Origin of the sequence: Streptosporangium sp. NPDC049078, from assembly GCF_040648855.1 — a bacterium.
Classification (GTDB): domain Bacteria; phylum Actinomycetota; class Actinomycetes; order Streptosporangiales; family Streptosporangiaceae; genus Streptosporangium.
In genome coordinates this window covers 137,383-159,933 of record NZ_JBEZEL010000018.1, presented here as the reverse complement: position 1 = coordinate 159,933, position 22,551 = coordinate 137,383, and the positions used below count along the sequence as shown (strand labels likewise).

Below are 22,551 nucleotides of genomic sequence, written 5' to 3'. Positions count from 1 at the left end.
CGGCCGAACGAAGGAAGAGAGTGAGGCAACACTCGCCCGGCTCTCACGCGGCGACGGTGGCCGGGGCCGATCGCTCGACCGGACGGTACTTGAACAGCAGTGCCGAGACCACGGCCAGCAACACCGAGCCGACCAGACCCGTGATCCCCGCGAAGACGAACACCGGCGGGTCTGCCGCGTCACCGAGGATTATCGCCAGGCCCGCGGAGGCGTTCAGTGACCCGTGCCCGACGACCGCGGGCCAGACGCTTCCCGAATAGAGGCGGAGCCAGCTGAGCAGGGCTCCGAAGACCGTGCAGAAGACGATGAACATCGGTGCGGCCCACGCCCCCAGCTCGGGATAGTTGTATCCGCGCAGGGTGAGCGGGAAGTGCCAGAGCCCCCAGATCACTCCGGACACCAGCAGGGCCCGCCAGGTGCCGAGCGGCATCAGGCGCGGCAGCAGCCACCCTCGCCATCCCCACTCCTCACCGAAGGCCGCGATCGAGTTGATCACCGGGGCGACCAGCACCATCGACACGATCTGCGCGATCACCAGGACTCCGACCTCCACCGGGGGCGACCCGCCCGGCGCGGCCGCCAGGCTCTGGCGGAACAGGCTGAACTCGCTCAGGTCGACGGAGAGCAGGCCGAGGGCGACGCTGAGCGCGGTCGCGACGACGACCAGCACGGGGACGCCGAACCAGGCGAGTGCGGCCAGTGCGAGCGTACGGCCCCGGCTCCCGCCCACCGACAGGCCGGTTCGCACGGCCCACTCACGCCTGGTGGTGACGTCTCCACGGCGCCTGTCACGCAGCCGGACGGCGAGGACTGCGAGCGTCGGGGTGAACATGATCGCCACCCCCATCGCCATGAACACGGGCGCGCCGGTCGAGGCGTCCATCAACCAGATGGGGAGGGCGAACAACCAGGACAGGCCGAACGCGACGAACAGGAACAACCACAGGTCAGGGAATCGGCGAAGCATGACACCACCTTCGGGGGCTTGAACGCGGGGGAACGGGAGGAGCGGAAAGCAGCGGAGACGACCGCAGGAGAGGGCCGGGACACCGCTGGGAGCGGGGACAAGAACGTGCGAAGGACGAAGCGGGATGATGGACGGGTGGAGGACGGAGCAGCGGGCGAAGGCCAGAGGACACCCAGCGGACAGGACGTCAAATGACGAAGGTCAGGGGAGGTCGGAGAGGGTCGAAGAAGAGAAGACGGGACGAAGGGCAGGAGGTCAGCGGGCGGACGGCCCGGTGGCCGCCCGGTCCACGAGGGTGTTCAGCAGGGCGGCCCCGCTCTCCGCGTCGTCGATCGAGACGGCGAAGCGGCCACCGGAGACGTAACCCACCACGAGGCACTCCCCGCCGCGGATCATGACCGTCACGGCCCCTGGCAGGCCCCTGATGCCCCAGCCTCCGACGTCGGACGGGAACCGCCGCTCCGACCATGCCCGCTCCACCCGCTCGATCGGGATGTGCTTGCGGGGCAGGCGGAGCGGCCCGTAGAAGAGCACGACACCCTCCTCGGTGATCTGCACCCGCACCGAGCTGAAGGTCAGTGCCAGCAGACCCGCCAGGAACGTGATCGTCGCGGGGACCCACAGCGCGCTGTCGCCACCGATCAGGGCGAGCACGGCGAGCCCTCCTCCCACGGCCAGCACGGAGCCGCTGAGCGCGGTGAGAGGGCCGCTGCTCACGGAGGAGACCCACACCGCGCGCTGGCCGGGACGGAGCGGGACCCGCCGGGTGGGGACGGCGGACGGCTCAGGGCGCTCGTCGGGCCCAGGGCGGGCGGCGAGCGCGCCGAGCCAGCCGCCCAGCACCAGCCCCGCGACCGCGAGCAGCGCGCCCCACCCCAGGTCGTCGGCCTGCCTCCAATGAGGGGCGTCGAGGTTGGCCATCAGCGTGACGATCTGCAACCCCGGGAAGAACAGGCCGGCGCCTCCCAGCGCGGCGCCGAGCGCCATGCGGCTCGTCCTGCGCCTGAACATCGCGGCGTTGACGAACGCGAACCCCAGCGCACCGCCCGCGAGCAGCGTCCACAGGCCCACCTGGAACAGCAACGACACGAGGAACGGCATCGAGTTGTCGGGCGCGCCGGACGCCCCCCAGTGGGTGGCGACCGGATCGGGCAGCCGGTCCCGCAGCGCCAGCGGCGCCGCGATCAGCGCGACGGTTACCAGCCCGAACCAGGCGGTGGCGATGGACAGGAATCGGGCTCGCAGACCCACGTCGGCCCTCTCTTCTAAGGACCGGGCACCCGGCCCGGTCATGACAGTTCCCTGATGAGCTCGATGACGTCGTCGTGGCGGTAGCCGTACTGGACGGCCTCGTCGAGCAGGGAGCGCAGCTTCTCCTCGATGACGCTGCGCGGATTCGGTCGGCTGAGCACGGTCACGCCGCGGCCCCGGCGGAACTCCAGCACTCCCTCGTCGCGCAGGTCCCTCAGGGCGCGCAGCACCGTGTTGGCGTTGATACCCAGCGCGGCGGCCAGGTCGCGAGCCGGCGGGAGCCGGTCTCCCGGGGCGTACGACCCCTCGGCGACGGCACGCCTGATCGCCTCGGCGACCTGCTCGTGCAGGGGCCGGGGATCGTTCAGATCCAAGGTGAGCAACATGATGCTAGCGACATTAGCACCAACACATCCGATGGTGCCACCCCGAATAGCACCATCGAGGAACGTGATTCGTAGGATGAACCCTCGTTTATGCGTACCGCCCCAGCCCGACTAGCATCGGCATACGTGACCACTGTGCGGCTTACCCCAACTGACAACGGTGTCTCGTTCGACACCGACGCCTTGGTCGTCGGCGTCCACACCGGACCTGACGGCCTGCTTCCCGCTCCCGGGGCCGAGGGCCTCGACCAGGCGCTCGGTGGCAGACTCGCCGCCACGCTGGAGAGCGTGGGGGCCAAGGGTAAGCCCGGCGAGATCTCCAAGATCCCCACCTTCGGCGCGCTGACCGCGCCCCTGCTGGTCGTCGTCGGCCTGGGCGAGGCCCCCGACAACGGTGTGGGCTACGACGCCGAGGTCCTGCGCCGCGCGGCGGGCACCGCGGTCCGCGCCCTGGCCGGCACCGGCCGGGTGGCGCTCGCCCTGCCCGCCGCGAGCGCCGAGCACGCCGGCGCCGTCGCCCTGGGCGGGCTTCTCGGCGCCTACTCCTTCACCAAGTACCGCACCACCGCCGAGCAGGTCTCCCCGGTGTCGGAGCTGGCCGTGCTGACCGACGCCGAGGGGGCCCAGGCCGCGATCGAGCGCGCCGGCACCCTGGCCGAGTCGGTCTCCCTCGTCCGCGACCTGGTCAACACCCCGCCGTCGGGCCTGTGGCCGGCCCGCTTCGCCGAGATCGCCGAGCGGGTGGGCTCCGAGGCCGGCCTGTCGGTGGAGGTCCTGGACGAAAAAGCGCTCAAGGAGGGCGGTTACGGCGGCATCGTCGCCGTCGGCCAGGGATCGGCCAACCCTCCCCGGCTGGTCCGCCTCTCCTACAGCCACCCCGAGGCCGGCAAGAAGCTCGCGTACGTCGGCAAGGGCATCACCTTCGACTCGGGTGGCCTGTCGCTCAAGCCGACGGCCTCGATGGACTGGATGAAGTCGGACATGAGCGGCGCGGGCGCGGTCCTCGGCGCCCTCCTCGCGATCGCGAGGCTGGGCCTGAAGGTGAACGCGGTCGGCTACCTCTGCCTGGCGGAGAACATGCCGAGCGGCACCGCGCAGCGCCCCTCCGACGTGTTCACCAGCTTCGCGGGCAAGACCGTCGAGGTGCTCGACACCGACGCCGAGGGCCGTCTGGTCCTCATCGACGGCATCGCCCGCGCCGGGCAGGACGACCCCGATGTGATCGTCGACGTCGCCACGCTCACCGGCGCGCAGATCGTCGCGCTGGGCTGGCGGACGGCGGGCGTGATGGGCAACGACGACGACCTGCGCGCGGAGATCGTCGCGACGGCCGGCGAACAGGGCGAGGCCGTGTGGCCCATGCCCCTGCCCGAGGAGCTGCGCAAGGGCCTCGACTCCCCGGTCGCCGACATCGCCAACCTGCACCCCGAGCGTTTCGGCGGGATGCTGACGGCCGCCGTCTTCCTGCGGGAATTCGTGCCCGACGGGGTCCGTTGGGCACATATCGACATGGCCGGCCCTTCCTTCAACAAGGGCGAGGCCCACGGCTACACGCCGAAGGGCGGCACCGGGGCGATCACCCGGACCCTCGTCGGCCTGGCCGAGCGTTACGCGGGCGAGCCTTCGCGCTGACCGTCGACTCCGCGCGAGCGGGGTCACAAGCAACTCTGGACAAATGAAAAGATGCGGTTGCCGGGGTCAGGCCGAGGGCGGGCACCGGCGCGGCGCCGAGCCGGGTCCGGTGGCGGCGTGGATGCGATCGAGGATCCACGCGGCCACCCAGGGCACGACGAGGGGTGCGACCGTGAAGACGGTATTACGATCCGACAAGGAGCTTTCCTGTGGCTGATGGCAGCGGCCCCTACGACATCGTCGTCCTAGGTGGCGGTAGCGGCGGGTATGCCTGCGCTCTGCGGGCCGCCGAGCTGGGCAAGACGGTCGCGCTGATCGAGAAGGACAAGATCGGCGGTACGTGCCTGCATCGCGGGTGCATTCCCACCAAGGCGCTTCTGCACTCCGCGGAGGTCGCCGACGAGACTCGCGAAAGCGCGACCTACGGCGTCAAGGCCCGATTCGAGGGCATCGACGTGCCCGCGGTCCACGCGTTCAAGGACAAGATCGTCACGCGCGCCTGGAAGGGCGTGCAGGGCCTTCTCAAGAGCAAGGGCATCACGATCATCGAAGGTGAGGGCCGTCTCGCGGGCCCGAACCGGGTCGCGGTGGGCTCCGAGGTCTACGAGGGCCACAACATCGTGCTGGCGACCGGCTCCGCGCCCAGGTCCCTGCCGGGCCTGGAGATCGACGGCGAGCGGATCATCACCAGCGAGCACGCGCTCAGGCTCGACCGGGTGCCCACCTCGGTGGTCGTCCTGGGCGGCGGCGTCATCGGCGTGGAGTTCGCCAGCGTCTGGCGCTCCTTCGGCGCCGAGGTGACGATCGTCGAGGGACTGCCGCACCTGCTGCCCCTGGAGGAGGAGTCCAGCTCCAAGCTGCTGGAGCGCTCCTTCCGCCGCCGCGGCATCAAGCAGGAGCTGGGCGTCTTCTTCGAGGGCGTCAAGACCACCGACACCGGCGTGGTCGTCAGCCTGGCCAACGGCAAGACCCTCGACGCGGAGCTGCTGCTGGTCGCGGTCGGCCGCGGCGCGGTCTCCGCGGGCATGGGCTTCGAGGAGGCGGGCATCGCGATCGAGCGCGGCACCGTCACGGTGAATGAGTTCTGCCAGACCAGCGTGCCGGGCGTGTACGCGGTCGGCGACCTCATCCCGACCCTTCAGCTCGCGCACGCGGGCTTCGCCGAGGGCATCCTGGTGGCCGAGCACATCGCCGGTCTGAACCCCGTGCCGATCGACTACGACGGCGTTCCCCGGATCACCTACTCCGACCCCGAGGTCGCCTCGGTGGGCATCACCTCCGCCCAGGCCAGGGAGCGCGGCCACGAGATCGTCGAGATGACCTACGACCTCGCGGGCAACCCCAAGAGCCAGATCCTGCAGACGCAGGGCGCGGTCAAGATCATCGCGGAGAAGGACGGCCCGGTGCTCGGCGTGCACATGGTCGGCCGCCGCATCGGCGAGCTGGTGACCGAGGGACAGCTGATCTACAACTGGGAGGCCCTGCCCTCCGAGGTCGCGCAGCTCATCCACGCGCACCCCACCCAGTCCGAGGCCGTCGGCGAGGCGATGCTGGCGCTCGCCGGCAAGCCGCTCCACGTCCACAACTAACGCAAGCCCTCACTCGGAACGCGAGAGAAGACAACCTATGCCGAAGTCCGTACAGATGCCCCAGCTCGGTGAGAGCGTCACGGAGGGCACCGTCACCCGCTGGCTGAAGAAGGAGGGCGAGCGCGTCGAGGCCGACGAGCCCCTCCTCGAAGTCTCCACCGACAAGGTCGACACCGAGATTCCGTCCCCGGCCGCGGGCATCCTCACGAAGATCGTGGTGGCCGAGGACGAGACCGTCGAGGTCGGCGCCGAGCTCGCCGTCATCGACGAGAACGGCACCGAGGGCGCGGCCCCCGCGCAGGAGAAGGCCCCCGAGCCCGAGCCCGAGCCTGAGCCCGCCCCGCAGCAGCAGGCGCAGCCGGCCTCCTCGATCCCGCAGCCCGCGCCACAGCAGCCGGCCCCCGCGCAGGCTCCGCAGCAGCAGGCTCCCCAGACCACCCAGCCCTCCCAGGCCGCGCCTCCGTCCCCGATCGCGGTGTCCGAGCCCGCCGCGCAGCCGTCGGGCGACAGCCCGTACGTCACCCCGCTGGTGCGCAAGCTCGCCGGCGAGCACGGCGTCGATCTCGACTCGCTCACCGGCACCGGTGTCGGCGGGCGCATCCGCAAGCAGGACGTCCTGGAGGCGGCCCGCGAGCAGCGCGAGCGGGCCAGTGCTGCCCAGCAGCAGCAGGCCCAGCCGCAGGCCGCCGCCCCGCAGGCCGCCGCCCAGCCGTCCGCGCCGCAGGCGCCGGAGCCGGTCGCGGTGGACACCACGCTGCGCGGGCGCACCGAGAAGATGTCGCGGCTCCGCCAGACCATCGCCAAGCGCATGGTCGAGTCGCTGCAGGTCTCGGCCCAGCTCACCAGCGTGGTCGAGGTCGACGTCACGAAGATCGCGCGGCTGCGCGAGCAGGCGAAGGCCGAGTTCCAGCGGCGCGAGGGCGTCAAGCTCACCTTCACGCCGTTCTTCGCCCTGGCCACGATCGAGGCACTCAAGCAGCACCCCAAGCTGAACGCCACGATCAACAGCGAGACCAACGAGGTCACGTACTTCGACACCGAGCACCTCGGTTTCGCGACCGACACCGAGCGCGGCCTGCTCGTCCCGGTGATCAAGGACGCCGGCGACCTCAACATCGCCGGGCTCGCCCGTAAGATCGCCGACCTCGCCGAGCGCACCCGCACCAACAAGGTGAGCCCGGACGAGATCACCGGCGGCACGTTCACGCTGACCAACACCGGCAGCCGTGGCGCGCTGTTCGACACGCCGATCCTCAACCAGCCGCAGGTCGGCATGCTGGGCACCGGTGCCGTCGTCAAGCGTCCCGTGGTGCTGGACACCCCTGAGGGCGAGGTCATCGCCGTCCGCTCGATGATGTACCTGGCGCTCAGCTACGACCACCGCCTGGTCGACGGCGCCGACGCCGCCCGCTTCCTGACGACGATCAAGCGTCGTCTCGAGGACGGCCGCTTCGAGAACCAGCTGGGCCTGCACGGCTAGTCACCCGTTCTCTCCTTCCGGGCCGGTCCGCGATCTCGCGGGCCGGCCCGGCTCGTTCTCCCCCGGCGGCGGACCGGCCGGGAGGCGGGGCGACGCGAATCCGGTGGGCGCCCGGTTTCCGAAGCCCTTGGGGGAGGTCGATTACATTGGACGACATGACGATCATCGTGACCGGGTCCTCCGGGCTGCTGGGAACGGCTCTGGTCGAGGCTCTGCGGGACGACGGCGCCCGGGTGGTCCGCCTGGTCAGGCGAGTGCCGGAAGGCGACGACGAGGCCTTCTGGAACCCCGCGAAGGGGGTCGTCGACCAGGCCGCGCTGGAGGGCGCGGAGGCGGTGATCCACCTCGCGGGGGCGGGCATCGGCGACCGGCGCTGGAGCGAGGACCACAAGCGCGAGCTGATCCGCAGCCGGGTCGAGGGGACCAGGACCCTGGCGGGCGCGCTCGCCGGTCTGGGGGCGAAGCCCGCGGCGCTGCTGTCCGGTTCGGCGATCGGCTTCTACGGCGACACCGGGGACGTGGCCGTGGACGAGACGGCGCCCGCGGGCGAGGGGTTCCTCGCCCAGGAGGTCGTGGTGCCGTGGGAGGCGGAGACCGCGCCCGCCGAGGAGGCGGGCATCCGGGTGGTGAGACTCCGTACCGGCCTGGTGCTGAGCGGCCGGGGTGGCGTGCTGTCGCGGATCCTTCCCGTCTTCAGGATGGGGTTGGGCGCCCCGCTGGGATCGGGGCGGCAGTACTGGTCGTGGATCTCCATCGACGACTGGGTCCTCGCCGTACAACACATCCTGAAAAATCCGGAGATCTCGGGACCGGTGAACGTGACGGCACCCGAGCCGGTCACCAACGCCGAGTTCACCAAGGCTCTCGGAGCGGCCCTGCACCGGCCCACGATGCCGCTCGCCGTGCCGGGGTTCGTGCTGCGCGCGGCCATCGGGGAGTTCGCCGAGGAGGGGGTGCTGACCGGTCAGCGGGTGCTCCCGCGGCGCCTGCTGGAGAGCGGCTACGCGTTCCGGCATACCCGTCTCGACGAGGCACTCGCCGCCGTAATCTGAAACCCCCGTTTTCAGCGTTCCGGTCGATGAAACCACTTGGGAGACAGACATGGGCAGCCCCGGGCAGTCGCACATCCTCGCGATCGGAGGCGGCTCGTTCCGCCTCTCCACGCGTCAGGGGACCATGGAGGCGAGCCCGCTGCTCAGATACGCCCTCGACCTCACCGGCCAGGACCGGCCCCGCCTGGGCCTGCTCGCCACCGCCACCGGCGACGACGCGGAGTGGCTGCTGCGGATGTACGGCGCCTTCGGCGCGTGGGACGCCGAGGTGAGCCACCTGAGCGTGTTCCCGATGCCCAACGTCGAGGACCCGCGCGAGTGGATGCTCAGCCAGGACATCATCTATGTCAGCGGCGGCAGCGTGGCCAACCTGGCGGCCCTGTGGCGGCTGCACGGCCTCGACGAGATCTTCGAGGAGGCTTGGCGGGCGGGCGTGGTCCTCGCGGGCCAGAGCGCCGGGGCGCTCTGCTGGCACGTGGGCGGCAACACCGACTCCTTCGGGCCGACGCTGCGGGTGTGGTCCGACGGCCTGGGCATGCTGCCCTACTCCTGCGGAGTCCACTACAACTCGGAGCCGCAGCGCCGGCGCCTGCTGCACGAGGCGGTGGCCTCCGGCGAACTGCCCGAGGGCTACGCGGCCGACGAGGGCGTCGCCCTGCACTACGTGGGCACCGAGTTCATCCAGGCCGTCAGCGTCCATCCGGACGCCTACGCCTACAAGGTGGAGCACGACGGGGCGGGTGGAGCCAAGGAGTTCCGCATCGAGCCTCGGCTTCTCACGTCTTAACCACGGGCGGGTCAACTACTCTTGAGGCGTGAGTGACCTGGCAGTCGTCCGTCTTGGCGTTGACTTCCCCTATGAGCAGGCGTGGGAGCTTCAGCGGCGCATCCACGCGCGCCGGGTGGCCGAGGAGATCCCCGACACCTGCCTGATGCTCGAACACGCGCCGGTCTACACGGCGGGCAAACGCACCGCGCCGCACGAGAGGCCCTCCGACGGCACCCCCGTCGTCGAGGTCGACCGGGGTGGGCGGATCACCTGGCACGGTCCCGGCCAGCTGGTCGGCTATCCGATCGTCAAGCTCGGCGGCTCCCTCGACGTGAACGCCTACGTGCGGCTCCTCGAGGAGACCCTGGTGCACGTCTGCGCCGACTTCGGGGTCCAGGCGGGCCGGGTGGAGGGGCGCGGTGGCGTCTGGGTGGCCGGCGACCCCTCGCACGGCCTGCCGGACAGGAAGGTCGGGGCGATCGGCATCCGGGTCTCCGGCGGCGTCACGATGCACGGGTTCGCGCTCAACTGCTCCAACGACCCGAGCTGGTACAACCGGATCGTCCCGTGCGGCATCGGCGACGCCGGGGTCTCCTCGCTGTCGGCCGAGACCGGCCGCCGGATCGTGGTCGACGAGGTCCTGCCGTACGCCGAGAAGCACCTGGCGGAGGCGCTCGGCGCGCAGGCCTTCGAGCTTTTCGAGGAAGACCTCTTCCGGCGCTGATCCGGGCGCCGCGCCCCGGGGCCGCCGCAGCTTACGGCGGGACATAAGCTGGTGAGGTGAGCGAGCGTGACGACATTTACAGCACCTCGATATGCACCACCTCGGTCCCTCGACCGACGAAGGAGCTCGCATGACCGTCGCCCCCGACGGGCGGAAACTCCTCCGCCTTGAGGTCCGCAACGCCGAGACCCCCATCGAGAAGAAGCCCGACTGGATCAAGACCAAGTTCAGGACGGGCCCGAACCACACCGAGCTCCGGGAGCTGGTCAAACGCGAAGGGCTGCACACGGTCTGTCAGGAGGCCGGGTGTCCCAACATCTCCGAGTGCTGGGAGGACCGCGAGGCCACCTTCCTCATCGGCGGTGACCAGTGCACCCGGCGGTGTGACTTCTGCCAGATCGACACCGGCAAGCCCAAGGCGTACGACACCGACGAGCCGCGCCGCGTGGCCGACTCGGTGCGGCAGATGGGGCTCAACTACGCGACCGTGACCGGTGTCGCCCGCGACGACCTGCCCGACGGCGGCGCGTGGCTGTACGCCGAGACCGCGCGGCAGATCCACGCCCTCCTGCCCGGCTGCGGCGTCGAACTGCTCGTGCCCGACTTCAACGGCGACCAGGCCCAGCTGGAGGAGGTGTTCTCCTCCAGGCCCGAGGTGTTCGCGCACAACATCGAGACCGTGCCGCGGATCTTCAAGCGCATCCGGCCCGCGTTCCGCTACGACCGGTCCCTGGGAGTGATCACCAAGGCCCGCCAGGCCGGCCTGGTGACCAAGTCCAACCTGATCCTCGGCATGGGCGAGGAGCGCGAGGAGATCGTCCAGGCCATGCGCGACCTGCACGAGGCCGGGTGCGACCTGCTCACCGTGACCCAGTACCTCCGGCCCACCCCGCGCCACCACCCCGTCGAGCGCTGGGTGAAGCCCGAGGAGTTCGTGGAGCTCCAGAAGGAGGCGGAGGCGATCGGGTTCGCGGGGGTCCTCTCCGGGCCGCTGGTCCGCTCCTCCTACCGGGCGGGGCGCCTGTACAAGCAGGCCGTCGAGGCTCGCCAGCACGTCTGAGCCCTCTTCTGCCGGTCAGTGAAACCTGAAGCTCGGGCCTTGGGTTCACGTGGTCGTCGCGACATCTCGATCCGAGGAGTCGCGACGACCCCTTGAAACCGTCGGCGAGCGGGGTCCTTCCGGTTTCACGAGTCGGCGTCCGGCAGATTACGTTTTCACTTCTTGACCCCTGGATTTGTATCCTTCAGAACATGGCCAAGAAGCCCGAAGACTCAGAGCGCCCGGGGCGCATCAAGCAGCTCCGCATGATCGCGAAGATCATCAAGGAGGCCAATCCCAAGGGGATGCCGATCGTCTACGCGTCGGCGCTGGGCACGCTCGCGCTGTGCGTGGTGATCGGCCTGGTCACGGGCTGGTTCTGGTATCTCCTCTTCATCGGGATCATGCTGGCCCTCACCGTCGGACTGGTGGTGTTCGGCCAGCTCGCCCAGAGGGCCCAGTACTCCATGTTGCACGGGCAGGTCGGCGCCGCCGCCGCGATCCTGCAGGGCATGCGCGGCAACTGGGAGGTCACCCCCGCCGTCGCCGTCACCCGCGACCAGGACATCGTGCACCGGGTGGTCGGCTACCCCGGCATCATCCTGGTCTCCGAGGGGCCGGGCAGCCGTGTGCAGAAGATGCTGGTCGCCGAGAAGAAGCGCGTCCAGCGGGTCGCGCTGGACGTCCCGGTCTACGACATCCAGTCCGGTGACGGCGACGGGCAGGTTCCGCTCGCCAAGCTGCAGCGCCACCTGATGAAGCTGCCCCGCAACCTCAAGAAGCCCGCCCTGTACGAGATCAACAACCGGCTGAAGGCCCTCCCGCAGACACTGCCGATGCCCAAGGGCCCGCTGCCGCGCGGCGCGAAGATGCCCCGCCCGAAGATGCGCTGATGAGCCTCGCCGGGTTGGGGCGCCACCGGGTGGACGCCGCGGCCACCTCCCGGGCCAACCGTGGCTGGTGGGACGCCTCCGCCGACGAATACCAGGCGGAGCACGGGGAGTTCCTGCGCGACTCGGGGTTCGTCTGGGGCCCCGAGGGCCTGGACGAGGCCGACGCCCGCCTGCTGGGCGACGTCGCGGGCAAGGACGTGCTGGAGATCGGCTGCGGCGCCGGACAGTGCGGGCGCTGGCTGGCCGGGCAGGGCGCCAGGGTGGCCGCCTTCGACCTGTCCTTCAGGCAACTGCAGCACTCCGGCCGGATCGACCTGGACGCCGGGTCGGCGCTGCCGGTGGTCCAGGCGGACGCCGAGGTCCTGCCCTTCGCCGACCGGACGTTCGACCTGGCCTGCTCGGCGTACGGCGCGCTGCCCTTCGTGGCGGACGCCGGGGCCGTGCTGGCCGAGGTCCACCGGGTGCTGCGCCCCGGGGGCCTGCTGGTCTTCTCGGTGAGCCATCCGATCCGCTGGGCCTTCCCCGACGACCCCGGCCCCGCCGGGCTCACCTCCGACCGCTCCTACTTCGACCGTTCCGCGTACGTGGAGATCGGCGAGGACGGGCGGCCCTCCTACGTCGAGCACCACCGCACGATGGCCGACTGGGTCGGGCTCATCACCGCCTCAGGGCTGGCGCTGCGAGGGCTGGTCGAGCCCGAGTGGCCGCCGGGTCACGACCGCGAGTGGGGTGGCTGGAGTCCGCTGCGCGGCCGCCACCTGCCCGGCACCGCGATCTTCACCTGCGCACGCCAGGCGCGCCATCCCGCCTGAACAGCCGGTGGGATGGCACGCTCACGCCGAGCGACGCCCTAACGGTCGCCGCCGAGCTCCATGACGAGTCCGCCGAGGACGTCGAAGGTGGTGAAATCCCCGGCGGAGACGAGGTTCTTGGTCACGGCGACCGAGATCCCGGTGGCCGTGTCGGCGTACGCGGCCGACCCTCCGCTTCCCGCCATGCCGAACAGGGTGGGGCCGTTGAGGAGCTCGGTGGCGCCGAGGGCGTATCCGAGTGACCGGGTGGCAGGGAAGGCGGTGATCTCGTCCGTCCCGCTGAACTCCACCGCGGTGATCTCGCGGAGTCGTTCCCGCGAGACGAGCCTGACGCCGTCCACCTCGCCCAGCAGGGCGGCGTACATGCGGGCCACGGCGCGGGCGGACATGGTGCCGCCCGCCGGGATGTCGGAGGTCAGTACGTCGGCGCGGTTGCCGAAAGCGGCGTCGGGCATCGCCGCCATCGGCGCCGCCGTGTAGCCGTCCACGACCCTGAAGAACGGGATGTCCGCGAACATCTCCGGGGACATCTCGAAGTCGCTCGGGGCGTCCTCCAGGCGGGCGAGCCTGCCCAGCTCGGATTCGGGGACGCCGAAGAACAACTCGTCGGCCACGCCCAGCGGTCCGGCGACCTCCTCCCGCAGGACCTGGGAGATCGGCCTGCCGGTGGCCCGGCGGACGATCTCTCCGACGATGTAGCCGAACGACTGGGGGTGGTAGCCGCTGCCGGTGCCCGGCTCCCACCAGGGCTTGGCGTCGGCGATCACCGCGCACATCCCCTCCCAGTCGCACAGGTCCTCCGGCGTGGTGGCCACCGGTACGCCCGGCACGCCCGTCGAGTGGGTGAGGGCGTGCCGTACGGTCGCGCGCTCCTTGCCGTGGGCACCGAACTCCGGCCACAGCTCGGCGATCGGCGTGTCGTAGCCGAGGACGCCCCGTTCCACCAGCACGTGCACCACCGTCGAGGTGACGCCCTTGCCCGTCGAGGCGCTCCAGATCGGCGTGTCCGGCGTGACGGGACGCCCGGTGGCCGGATCGGCGACGCCCGCGACGACGTCGACCACCGGCTCGCCGTGCCGGTACGCGGCGACCTGCAGGCCCCGCTCGGCGCCGGACTCCACCAGCTTGTCGGCCGCTTCCTGGACCCGCTTCTGCATATCGTTCATCGTCCTGCCCTTCGTGATGAGGTGTGTGACCTGTACGACGGCGGAAGGCCGGGAAAGGAATCGGTCCGGGAGGAGAAATTCGCTCCGAGGTCCGGCGCCGCCCGGCCACGGGAGGTCGGCGCCGGAAAACCGGGAGGGGAACCAGCGCAGGAAGATCAGCGCCGGGAGATCGCGAGCAGGACGGCGGGCTCCCGCCCCGGGTTGCGCAGGGCCCGCACGGTGAGCCCGTCCAGCCACAGCACGTCACCGCGCAGGAAGACCCGGCGATCACCGTCGGAGCAGACCAGTTCGATCCGCCCCCGCTCCAGCAGGACGATCGCCCCCCGCCACTCGTCCCCGTCGTGGACGTGCGAGTCCCCGGGCGCGACGACGACCCTGCGCACCTCGAACGCCGGCCCGGCCCCTCCGGGAGGGATGGGCGCCGGGTCCTCACCGGCGCCCATCACAACGTCGGGGGAAGGTCGAAAGCCGGGAAGATCTCGGCGCCGAAGGTCGTGATCTGGGTGACCAGCCCTTCCTCGACCCGCAGGACCCCGAGCCACGAGCCGTGGTACTCGGACTCGCCGGGACGCCTGACGTACGCCGCCGCGGCGGGCTGCCGGTTGGCGCGGGTGGGCAGGACCCGCCAGTCCCCCCACGCCTCGGGGCCGATCATGGCGGGGCGCCACGTGTCGACGATCGAAGGTCCGCCCAGGATCCAGATCGGCGCCGGCGGCATCGACTGCCACGCGTCCGCGCGCAGCACCCCGGCCAGGATGGCGGGATCGGCCTGCTCGACGGCGTCGATGTAGCGCTGCAGCACCGCGCGTTCCTCACCGGTCGGATCCGACGACGGTGCCCATTCCAGCCGTCGCGCGGGCAGGTTCTCCCGCATCGTCGACCGGGCCCGCTGCAGGGTGCTCTTCACCGAGACGACGCTCACCTCCAGCAGGGCGGCGGCCTCCTGCGCCGACCAGCCGAGCACGTCGCGCAGGATCAGTACCACCCGCTGCCGGGGAGGCAGGTGCTGGATGGCGGCCATGAACGCCAGCTCGATCGTCTCCTTGGCGACCACGGCGGCGTCCGGCTCGGCGTCGGCGGGCGCGGCGGGCTCCAGGAGGCGGTCCGGGTAGGGACGCAGCCAGAAGACCTCGGTCGAGGACGGCGACGGCACGCCCGGAGTGGCGAGCACCGGCGCCTCGCGAGGGCGCGGGCGACGCGGGTGACGGTCGAGGAAGTCCAGGCACGCGTTGGTCGCGATCCGATACAGCCAGGCCCTGAACGTCGAGCGCCCCTGGAAGCTCTCCCGCCTGCGCCAGGCACGCAGGAACGTCTCCTGCACCATGTCCTCGGACTCCTCGAACGAGCCGAGCATCCGGTAGCAGTGCACCCGCAACTCACGCCGGTACCTCTCGACGAGCGCGCCGAACGCCGGCTCGTCACCCGCCAGCGCCGCGGCCAGGACCTCGGCGTCCTCCGACCGCTCCCGGCCTGTCTCGTCTCCGCTCACGATCTCATACCTCCCGTACGGCGTCCCGCCCTGCGCGGGCGCCCACGGTATGACGACCGCCGGGCGGAAAAGGAATCGGCGGTCTCGGCCCGCACCGGGGGCCGGGAACGAGCACCGGGAACGGGAGAGCGGAGAAGGGGGAAGGAAGCCGGGCGCGGGCCGGCTCAGAGGCGTACGACCACGGTGTTCGCCGCACGGTCGTGCAGGCCGCGCTGGTCGCGGTCCCAGACGAGGGCGGGCACGGCGAGGCAGAGCAGGAAGGTCCGCGCGAGCACCGAGACGAACCCGGGGGCGCCGCCGCCGAGCGCGGCGACCCGGATGCCGAACAGGCGCATCCCGAAGGTCATCCCCATGGTGCCCACCAGCAGGAGGTATTCGACGGCGAGGATCAGGACCGGCACCCAGGGCGTCGCGGCGGCGTCGATCCGCAGGAGACCCTGGGTGATGGCCCAGGTGCAGATCAGCCAGTCGACCATGATGGCGCCGATTCTGCGGCCGAATCCGGCCACCGCGCCGCTGCCCTCCTCGGGCATCCCGAGCCGCTCCCCCGGGTAGCCGAGATCGACTCCGGCCGACCGGACGCCACCGAGCCAGGTCTGGGTCCAACGCGGCTGCTTGCTGCTCATGGTCCCAACGGTATCCGCCCCGGGTACCGCCCTCGTACTCGCCCGGAACGACTGGCGAGACCAGGCGAAAGCCATGGATCATATGCGTCGGTATCTCAACAAGCACATTTCCCCCCGGAGCCCCCCGTGCCTGACAACGACGACATCGACCAGCGGTTCAAGACGCTCACGGACCAGATCAGCGCGCGGGAACGCAAGCGGATGACCAAGATCGCAGAACAGGAGTGGGCGCGGCAGCCCCGTCTCAGGCGGGCCCGCAGGCGGCGGAGGGCGGCGATCGCCGTCGCCGTCCTGGTGGCGGCGGCCGGGGGGTTCGTCGTCTACCGGCCAGACGTCGTCGAGGGCGTCCGCGCCTCGGTCTTCGCGGGGTTCGCGGACTTCGGCACCGCCCCGACGGCCCAGAGCCCTGAGCAGGCGAAAGCGGCGGACGTCTCCCCCTTCCACGGCTCCCCCGCCCAGGATTACGCCGACGGCGCCAAGGGGCTGGTCATGCCGAAAGCTCGGGCGCTCGGCGGGCTGAGCCGCAAAGAGGTGTCGACGGCCCTTCGCCACGCGAGAAAACTCCTGATCGCCTCGCACCTGGACCGCAAGGTGCTGCTGGGCGGCAGGCCGAACGCGCTGATCCGACTGCTGGACCCCGAGCAGCGCGCGCCCTTCGTCAAGGGACTCAAGCGCCCTGACGGGAAAAAGGGGTACGAGAGCCGGAGGTGGGTGACCAGCCTGGCTCCGAAGAGCGCGGAACTGGCCAGCGAGACCTTCAAGGTCAACGGCAAAACCCGGTTCACCACCTTCAAGGAGGACGGGTTCGTTCGCGTCCGGATCAAGGTCAACTACCTGTTCGTGTACGCGATCCAGCGGCCTGGCCGGCCGGAGACCCTCACCAGGCTCGTCGCGCACAACCTCGGCACACTGGACGTGTGGCGGGTGGACGATCGGCTGCGCCTCTGGATCGTCGACTGGAACGGCGGAGGAGTGGCCCCGGCGCGGTGCGATGTCGACGACACCTTCGTACACCCGTTCTATCCGGACTCGCCCGCCGACCTGACACTGAAGGCCGGCGCGAAGGCCGTGGACGCCTACTCACAGGAGGAGGAGACGAACGAGGAGTGCAGCCCTCTGAAGTCGGACACGTGAAAATCCGGCAAAACCGGGCAAAGGAAACCTTCCGTATACCCGTCCACGCGAGGTCCGAGAACTAGCGTGGAGGCGACTTTCGCTTAACACGGGTGAAACAAACGAGACACGGGGCGGTAACGGCACAGGCATACTTTCGGTCCTGTTAGCCCGTCCCATGGGAGGTTCGCGTGTTCAACTCCGCCGACGACGTCCTGAAGTTCATCAAGGACGAAGGGGTGCAGTTCGTTGATGTCAGGTTCACCGACCTGCCGGGGACGACGCACCACTTCACGTTCCCCTCGGAGAACTTCGGAGCCGCCGTCTTCACCGACGGCCTGATGTTCGACGGATCGTCGATCCGCGGATTCCAGGCCATCCACGAGTCGGACATGCTGCTGCTGCCCGACCCGTCCACGGCCGTGCTCGACCCGTTCAGGCAGCACAAGACGCTCAACATCAACTTCTTCGTGCACGACCCGCTGACGGGCGAGGCCTACAGCCGCGACCCGCGCAACGTCGCCCGCAAGGCGGAGGAGTATCTCAAGGGCACCGGCATCGCCGACACGATCTACTTCGGCCCCGAGGCCGAGTTCTACATCTTCGACGACGTCCGGTTCGAGACCAACGCCCACTCGAGCTACTACCACATCGACTCGATCGAGGGCGCCTGGAACAGCGGCAAGGCCCAGGACGGCGGCAACCTCGGTTACAAGCCGCGCTTCAAGGGCGGCTACTTCCCGGTCCCGCCGATGGACCACTTCACCGACCTGCGTTCGGAGATGGTCCGCAAGCTCATCGACGCCGGGATCGACGTCGAGATGCAGCACCACGAGGTGGGCACGGCCGGCCAGGCGGAGATCGACTTCCGCTTCAACACGCTGCTCAAGGCCGCCGACACCATGATGCTGTACAAGTACATCGTCAAGAGCACGGCCCTGGAGCACGGCCACACGGTCACCTTCATGCCCAAGCCGATCTTCGGTGACAACGGCTCGGGCATGCACTGCCACCAGTCGCTCTGGAAGGACGGCGAGCCGCTCTTCTACGACGAGGTCGGCTACGCGGGCCTGTCCGACACCGCCCGCTACTACATCGGCGGCCTGCTCAAGCACGCCCCGTCGCTGCTGGCGTTCACCAACCCGACGGTCAACTCCTACCACCGCCTGGTGCCCGGCTACGAGGCCCCGGTCAACCTGGTCTACTCCCAGCGCAACCGCTCGGCGTGCATCCGCATCCCGATCACGGGCTCCAACCCGAAGGCCAAGCGCATCGAGTTCCGGGTCCCCGACCCCTCCTGCAACCCCTACTTCGCCTTCGCCGCCCAGCTCATGGCGGGCATCGACGGCATCCGCAACAAGATCGAGCCGGTCGAGCCGGTCGACAAGGACCTCTACGAGCTTCCCCCGGAGGAGGCCCGCAACATCCCGCAGGTTCCCGGCACCCTGTCGGACGTGCTCGCGGCCCTGGAGGCCGACCACGAGTACCTCCTGGAGGGCGGCGTCTTCACGCCGGACCTGATCGAGACCTGGATCGCCTACAAGCGCGAGAACGAGATCGACCCGATCCGCCTGCGCCCGCACCCCCACGAGTTCGAGCTCTACTACGACGTCTGAGCCGCTGATCTTCCGACCTGCATAAACGCCGGCCGGTTGAGCCGTCAGGGCATTCGGGCCTCCCACGAAAGGCCGCCGACCGCCCCTCCACCGAGGGGACGTTCGGCGGCCTTTCGGCATGTGCCCCCCGCACCGGACCTGGGCGACAGAGCCATTGGAGGACGGCGCGTCATGTTGCGTCACCTGTCGCATCCGGGCTTCGACGCCTCTCCGGGACCGGACTTCGACACCTCCGGGCCTATCGCGTCCTCCGCAGCGGGCTTCAGCAGCCCGGCCATGATGCGCCTCCTGTAGTCCTCACGATCAAGAAGCGGGCCTTTCCGTCGTTAGATCGCCGACAAATGGGACAGAGGGGGTGAGCCGGGCGGTGAACGAGTCCGGTCGGTGATCACTATCTGGAGGTTGCGCATGCTTGCTCAGTCCATACGGAAGGCGGCCATCGCCGCGGCGGCGATGACGGCGCTCGTCGGCCTGGTCGGCGGTTGCGGGGGCGACGGTGACAACGACAGGGATGACAGCCCTGATGTGGTCAACACGACCGGACCCGGTGTGGACGACGACGGCGGTATGGACGACGACGGCGGTGTCGACAACGACGGGGACGGCAACTGACCGACACCGGCCAACGTCCACCAGCACAGACCGATACCGGAGCGGCGAACGACGCCGCCCACCTCACCGCGACCCGCGTGCCCGGCACGCGGGTCGCGGTGTGCCGGGCGCTCCCCGATCGGTGTCCGCGGATCATCCGGGGAGGTGAGCGGGCGAAGAGCCTTCCGGAAGCCCTCATGAGACGCGCGAGGCCGGGTTGTTGGGCAGACTGGTCGTGACTTATGCGGATAAAACAGGCGAGGTGACGTGACAGCGGGCGCCCCTCACCGACTTCGCGATCTTCTCGGGCACCGGCGGCAGGCCGCGACGGCCGCGCTGCTGGGAATGCTTCTGCTGCTGAGCGCCTCGACACCGACCCTGCCGGCCGCCCTCAACCGGATCACCGCCATCGCGTACGCGATCGAGGCCGGATCACACCAACCCGGCTGGTGGGGCGGCGCGATCCCGTACTCCTGGGGCGGCGGTCACGGCGAGGAGCCGGGCCCCTCCTTCGGCACCTGCCGGGGCTACACGGGGGCGATCAAGCCCTGCCCGGCCACCCGGACCCTCGGCCTGGACTGCTCCGGTCTCACCCGCTGGGTCTACCACCTCGCCTACGGGCGCGACGTCCTGGGGCCCGGCAACACCGACGACCACGTGAAGCGGCTCAAGAGGGTCCCCGCCGCCGTCGCCAAGCCGGGTGACCTCGTCTTCTACGGCAAGGTCGGTAAGCGCAAGGTCCGCACCCACCATGTCGGCGTCTACATCGGACAGGGCAAGATGATCAATGCGCGAAGGACCGGGACCGAGGTTCGGGTCGATCGCGTCGCGGCCCTCGACGACCTCGCGGGCTACTTCCGCTACTCGGGACCCCTCTGAGCCACCCTCCAGAGAACGAGCCGCCCGGAAAACAGCGCCGCCCTGAAAACAGCAGGGTCTCGTGGAAACAGGAGAATGCCCTACAAGGGGGCTGCCGTGAAAACCGCACGGCGGAATCCCCGGCCTTCCACACCGGAAAGACATCGACCGTAGGAGAGACATGCGTCTGGGTGTCATGTTCGACCGCGACCTTCCCCCCGAGTCGCTCGTCCCCTTCTGCCGCCATCTGGACGCGGCCGAGGTGGACGACGTCTGGGTGGTGGAGGATCTCGGCTGGACCGGGGCGATCTCGTCCGCGGCCACCGCGCTCGCCGTCACCGAGCGCCTGCGGGTGGGCATCGGGATCACCCCCGCTCCCCTGCGCAACCCGGCACTGCTCGCCATGGAACTGGGCAACCTGGCCCGCCTGCACCCCGGCCGGCTCGCGGCCGGCATCGGGCACGGCGTCCAGGACTGGATGCGCCAGGTGGGTGCCCTCGCCCCCTCCCCGCTCGCGCTGCTCGGGGAGACGATCACGGCGGTACGCGGGCTGCTGCGCGGTGAGACGGTCACCCTGGAGGGCAGGGCGGTGCGGCTCGACGGGGTGCGTCTGGTACATCCTCCCGCCGTCGTGCCGCCGGTGCTGGCCGGGGTGCTGCGGCCCCGCTCGCTGGAGCTGTCGGGACGGGTGGCGCAGGGCACGATCCTGCCCGAGGGCGTCGGCCCCCGGCAGATCGAGGAGGCCCTGAAGCTGACCGGTGAAGATGATCACGAGATGGTGGTCTTCGTCAACCTCTACATCGGCGACGACGCCGCGACGGTCACCGCCCTGGCCGAGGGGTCCGCCGGGTTCCTGAAAGTCGCCCCCGACGAGGTGGTGATGGCGGTGGGTTCCGCCGAGGAGGCGGCCGACCAGGTCAGGTCACTGTGGGAGGCGGGTGCCCGCACCGTCGTGGTCCGCCCGTTCGGACCCGACCCGCTCCCCCAGGTCGATCTTCTGCTGGCCGAGCTCCGCTAGCGCCGGACAGCGGCACGACCGAGGCTAGGAACGACTGCCCCGTACGCCGGTGAGGCGGCGCAGGACGTCCCACCAGAACGAGGCGCCGAACAGCAGCGCGACCATGGTGAGCAGGTAGCCGGGCCAGTGCCCGGGGGTGATGAGCCGATCCCACCAGGCTTCGCCGTTCCAGTTGAAGGACGGGTCGGCGGAGCCGTCGGGCGGGATCGTGATGCTCACGATCGCGTGGTCGAAGATCTTGACCAGCGCCGGGGAGCTGAGGGACTCGGTCACGCACTGGTACGGCTCGGCGAGGCCGGCCTCGCTGCCCGCGCACTTGTCCTTGAGGGCCGTGTAGCCGTCGTCGCCGCCCGCGATGGCGCTCACCCCCGCGCGGTAGGCGTTGTCGCGCAGCAGGGTCTTGCCGTACTCCAGCGCGTCCATGCTGAACGCCAGCGTCAGGACCACTCCCAGCGCGAAGACCACCCACTTGACGTAGCGGGCGTAGAGCGTGGACAGGCGCTGCATCTCCCCGTTGAACCAGTCCTCGACCCCCTTGCGGAACCTCGGCAGATCCCGCTGCGCGCCCTCCCAGACTCCCTTGAGGTGACCCGCGAGGGGGCTGTTGATCGCCTCCAGCTTCGCGAGCAGGCCGTCGATCCCCCCCTCCTCGGCGGCGACCAGTTCCATCACCGCGCCGGAGAACCGCGCGGGCGGGATGTTGGCGATGCTGGTGCGGGAGCCCTTGGGGTGGTCGATCTCCTGGAGCCGCTCGTACAGCCGCGCGGTCATGTCGACCGACGGTTCCGGCCTCCCGTCCGTCGGGAAGTCGGACGAACCAGAAGGATCGGAGGGGCCGGGGGATCCGGTACCCGCCTCCCCGGTGGCCTCCCCCAGGGCGATCCCCTCGGCGATCTCCGCCGAGACCTTCTCCCTGGCCTGCTCCGCGGCGAGGACGGCCGCGGGGTCGACCCGCATCGGCTCGACGACCGAGGGCGCGGGGTCGGAGCTGTGCACCGGGCGCGGATCGTCCCTGGAGAAGGGCAGCTTCGCGAAGACGTCGGCGATCTTCGACGGGATCCACGACCTGCCGTCCTCCGAGCCGTCCAGGGTGTCCCTGAGGTAGGCCCACAGGAACTTGCTGCGGATCCCGAGCAGCCGGACGAAGGCCTCGTTGATCCCGCTCACCAGGAGCGACAGGAGCAGGAAGGCGAGGATCAGGCCGATGGCCAGATCAATGTAAACGGATATCAAATGGATCACCCGGACCGTTGATACACGCCTGCCCCAGGCGGCGCAACGCGATCACTCAAACAGGTTGGTTTTCGTGATCGGGGAACACGCGAACGAGCGGTTCTCCCCTTCGGTGCGGGCCGGTCCCCGATCCGCACCGAACACGCCGGCCCACGGGAGCTCCGGACAGACCGGCCCTCCGGAAAAGGCCGGGGAGGACCGGGGAAGAGCGGCCTTCGGAAAGGGCACCCGGAGGGACCGGTCCTTC

23 protein-coding genes are annotated in these 22,551 nt (G+C 70.2%); 14 read left to right on the top strand and 9 right to left on the bottom strand.

Going from position 1 to position 22,551, the window contains the following annotated elements; genetic code table 11:
- Positions 1–43 precede the first annotated feature (43 nt).
- The 3 genes from AB0B90_RS29300 to AB0B90_RS29290 all read right to left on the bottom strand — a co-directional run bounded on the left by AB0B90_RS29300 (position 44) and on the right by AB0B90_RS29290 (position 2,604).
- Complete coding sequence (locus AB0B90_RS29300) at positions 44–967, bottom strand: CPBP family intramembrane glutamic endopeptidase (protein WP_350947450.1); 924 nt, start codon at positions 965–967, stop codon at positions 44–46.
- A 255-nt stretch (positions 968–1,222) separates the two neighbouring features.
- Entirely contained in the window at positions 1,223–2,218 is a 996-nt protein-coding gene (locus AB0B90_RS29295) for a DUF1648 domain-containing protein (protein WP_362925822.1), read from the bottom strand.
- 38 nt (positions 2,219–2,256) lie between these two features.
- A complete protein-coding gene (locus AB0B90_RS29290; RefSeq protein ID WP_350947448.1) occupies positions 2,257–2,604 on the bottom strand; it encodes a GntR family transcriptional regulator in 348 nt (115 codons plus the stop codon).
- 90 nt (positions 2,605–2,694) lie between these two features.
- Between AB0B90_RS29290 and AB0B90_RS29285 the strand changes: the two genes are divergently transcribed.
- Positions 2,695–4,236 carry a leucyl aminopeptidase gene (locus AB0B90_RS29285; protein ID WP_350947447.1) on the top strand — a complete coding sequence of 514 codons (1,542 nt, stop codon included), beginning with the start codon at positions 2,695–2,697 and terminating at the stop codon, positions 4,234–4,236.
- Positions 4,237–4,302: 66 nt separating this feature from the next.
- Here the strand turns inward: AB0B90_RS29285 and AB0B90_RS29280 are convergent, their stop codons facing one another.
- The gene (locus AB0B90_RS29280; protein ID WP_350947446.1) at positions 4,303–4,434 is read right to left on the bottom strand and encodes a hypothetical protein; all 132 of its coding nucleotides are present in this window, start codon (positions 4,432–4,434) and stop codon (positions 4,303–4,305) included.
- 11 nt (positions 4,435–4,445) lie between these two features.
- Between AB0B90_RS29280 and lpdA the strand changes: the two genes are divergently transcribed.
- The 8 genes from lpdA to AB0B90_RS29240 all read left to right on the top strand — a co-directional run bounded on the left by lpdA (position 4,446) and on the right by AB0B90_RS29240 (position 12,594).
- Complete coding sequence (lpdA, locus tag AB0B90_RS29275) at positions 4,446–5,825, top strand: dihydrolipoyl dehydrogenase (RefSeq protein ID WP_350947445.1); 1,380 nt, start codon at positions 4,446–4,448, stop codon at positions 5,823–5,825.
- A 37-nt stretch (positions 5,826–5,862) separates the two neighbouring features.
- Positions 5,863–7,305 carry a 2-oxoglutarate dehydrogenase, E2 component, dihydrolipoamide succinyltransferase gene (gene sucB, locus AB0B90_RS29270; protein WP_362925821.1) on the top strand — a complete coding sequence of 481 codons (1,443 nt, stop codon included), beginning with the start codon at positions 5,863–5,865 and terminating at the stop codon, positions 7,303–7,305.
- Between the two features lie 155 nt (positions 7,306–7,460).
- Positions 7,461–8,357 carry a TIGR01777 family oxidoreductase gene (locus AB0B90_RS29265; RefSeq protein ID WP_350947443.1) on the top strand — a complete coding sequence of 299 codons (897 nt, stop codon included), beginning with the start codon at positions 7,461–7,463 and terminating at the stop codon, positions 8,355–8,357.
- A 49-nt stretch (positions 8,358–8,406) separates the two neighbouring features.
- The gene (locus AB0B90_RS29260; RefSeq protein WP_350947442.1) at positions 8,407–9,144 is read left to right on the top strand and encodes a peptidase E; all 738 of its coding nucleotides are present in this window, start codon (positions 8,407–8,409) and stop codon (positions 9,142–9,144) included.
- A gap of 28 nt (positions 9,145–9,172) precedes the next feature.
- Positions 9,173–9,850, top strand: a complete 678-nt coding sequence (lipB, locus tag AB0B90_RS29255; RefSeq protein WP_350947441.1) for a lipoyl(octanoyl) transferase LipB — start codon at positions 9,173–9,175, stop codon at positions 9,848–9,850.
- Positions 9,851–9,980: 130 nt separating this feature from the next.
- Positions 9,981–10,910: a lipoyl synthase gene (gene lipA, locus AB0B90_RS29250; protein WP_350947440.1), complete on the top strand. Its 930-nt coding sequence runs from the start codon at positions 9,981–9,983 to the stop codon at positions 10,908–10,910.
- Positions 10,911–11,101: 191 nt separating this feature from the next.
- Positions 11,102–11,782, top strand: coding sequence for a DUF4191 domain-containing protein (locus AB0B90_RS29245; RefSeq protein WP_350947439.1), 681 nt, complete (start codon positions 11,102–11,104; stop codon positions 11,780–11,782).
- Positions 11,782–12,594, top strand: a complete 813-nt coding sequence (locus AB0B90_RS29240; protein ID WP_350947438.1) for a class I SAM-dependent methyltransferase — start codon at positions 11,782–11,784, stop codon at positions 12,592–12,594. Before AB0B90_RS29245 ends, AB0B90_RS29240 begins: the two co-directional genes overlap by 1 nt.
- A 38-nt stretch (positions 12,595–12,632) precedes the next feature.
- Here the strand turns inward: AB0B90_RS29240 and AB0B90_RS29235 are convergent, their stop codons facing one another.
- From AB0B90_RS29235 to AB0B90_RS29220, 4 genes are all read right to left on the bottom strand, one after another.
- Complete coding sequence (locus AB0B90_RS29235; RefSeq protein ID WP_350947437.1) at positions 12,633–13,760, bottom strand: serine hydrolase domain-containing protein; 1,128 nt, start codon at positions 13,758–13,760, stop codon at positions 12,633–12,635.
- Between the two features lie 155 nt (positions 13,761–13,915).
- The gene (locus AB0B90_RS29230) at positions 13,916–14,203 is read right to left on the bottom strand and encodes a cupin domain-containing protein (protein ID WP_362925820.1); all 288 of its coding nucleotides are present in this window, start codon (positions 14,201–14,203) and stop codon (positions 13,916–13,918) included.
- Entirely contained in the window at positions 14,203–15,249 is a 1,047-nt protein-coding gene (locus AB0B90_RS29225) for an RNA polymerase subunit sigma-70 (RefSeq protein WP_362765161.1), read from the bottom strand. Before AB0B90_RS29225 ends, AB0B90_RS29230 begins: the two co-directional genes overlap by 1 nt.
- Positions 15,250–15,413: 164 nt before the next feature.
- Complete coding sequence (locus AB0B90_RS29220; protein WP_350947434.1) at positions 15,414–15,875, bottom strand: RDD family protein; 462 nt, start codon at positions 15,873–15,875, stop codon at positions 15,414–15,416.
- A gap of 126 nt (positions 15,876–16,001) precedes the next feature.
- Here AB0B90_RS29220 and AB0B90_RS29215 point away from each other — a divergent pair, with 126 nt between their 5' ends.
- The 5 genes from AB0B90_RS29215 (at position 16,002) to AB0B90_RS29195 (ending at position 21,071) form a co-directional block, all read left to right on the top strand.
- On the top strand, positions 16,002–17,009 hold the full coding sequence (locus tag AB0B90_RS29215) for a hypothetical protein (RefSeq protein ID WP_362925819.1): 1,008 nt from the start codon (positions 16,002–16,004) through the stop codon (positions 17,007–17,009).
- A 170-nt stretch (positions 17,010–17,179) separates the two neighbouring features.
- Positions 17,180–18,604, top strand: a complete 1,425-nt coding sequence (gene glnA, locus AB0B90_RS29210; RefSeq protein WP_350947432.1) for a type I glutamate--ammonia ligase — start codon at positions 17,180–17,182, stop codon at positions 18,602–18,604.
- A gap of 408 nt (positions 18,605–19,012) precedes the next feature.
- Positions 19,013–19,216, top strand: a complete 204-nt coding sequence (locus tag AB0B90_RS29205; protein ID WP_350947431.1) for a hypothetical protein — start codon at positions 19,013–19,015, stop codon at positions 19,214–19,216.
- A 246-nt stretch (positions 19,217–19,462) separates the two neighbouring features.
- Complete coding sequence (locus tag AB0B90_RS29200; protein WP_362925818.1) at positions 19,463–20,074, top strand: NlpC/P60 family protein; 612 nt, start codon at positions 19,463–19,465, stop codon at positions 20,072–20,074.
- Between the two features lie 160 nt (positions 20,075–20,234).
- The gene (locus AB0B90_RS29195; RefSeq protein ID WP_350947429.1) at positions 20,235–21,071 is read left to right on the top strand and encodes an LLM class flavin-dependent oxidoreductase; all 837 of its coding nucleotides are present in this window, start codon (positions 20,235–20,237) and stop codon (positions 21,069–21,071) included.
- Between the two features lie 24 nt (positions 21,072–21,095).
- Here AB0B90_RS29195 and AB0B90_RS29190 read toward each other — a convergent pair whose 3' ends face one another.
- Entirely contained in the window at positions 21,096–22,313 is a 1,218-nt protein-coding gene (locus tag AB0B90_RS29190; RefSeq protein ID WP_362925817.1) for a hypothetical protein, read from the bottom strand.
- Positions 22,314–22,551: the final 238 nt, after the last annotated feature.